Source organism: Leisingera sp. MMG026 (assembly GCF_021654205.1).
GTDB lineage: Bacteria > Pseudomonadota > Alphaproteobacteria > Rhodobacterales > Rhodobacteraceae > Leisingera.
On the sequence record NZ_JAKFZM010000147.1, the window covers coordinates 1 to 674 of the forward strand.

General features: G+C 56.8%; 1 protein-coding gene. It reads right to left on the reverse strand.

The features are described from left to right. Nucleotides 1-86: 86 nt before the first annotated feature. A partial coding sequence (locus L1069_RS23900) for a UPF0149 family protein (RefSeq protein ID WP_237457303.1) occupies nucleotides 87-674 on the reverse strand: 588 nt, incomplete at its 5' end.

Consider the following 674-nt stretch of genomic DNA (forward strand, 5'->3'; position numbering starts at 1 on the left):
GATGACAGGTGCAGTTTGCGAGCTCCTCCCCGATTAGACCGGTGCCTCGCTCTGCAGATGGTTGCTATGAAATCTTTGGAGATCAGTCAGTTCCGACCGCAACACTGCGTGTATTCGCGGCCAGACCCGCAGGAGCACGGATCGTTTCGACCTGGTCGAGGACTAGCCTTGAACGGCATGCCGGAAAGATTTTCAGGCTCAGGGCGGGAAAGTTCAGGACGTGACTGGTGCAGTATTGTCGCAACGCAGTTCGGGATCAGATCGGGGGCTTCAAGGTCGATCTGGTCAATTTCGTCGTCCGTGAACTTGCTTTGACCAGTGTAGATGTCCTGTAACGCCATCAAGAAGATCATCGTAGCCCGCGTCTCTTCGTCGGCCTGATCGAGCAGGCGTTCCCAAGCTTCCGCCCGCAGGCCCATGGAACGGGTGAAGCCGTCGACCCAAGGCAACCACATCGTCTCGTCGCTGTTGGGATCAACCTCGTAAACAGGTTCGATCCAAAACGAGCGGGACATCGCCTCGGCCACCGAATTGTAATGCGCCATGACGGCACCGATCGTTTCTTCTGCGGCTTTCCGGTCAGGAAAATGTGCTTCGCCAGTCTCGCCCCAGACATGGGGCAGCCATTCCGAGGGCGGGATCATGTCATTACAAGCAAGAATGCCGGTCACGTA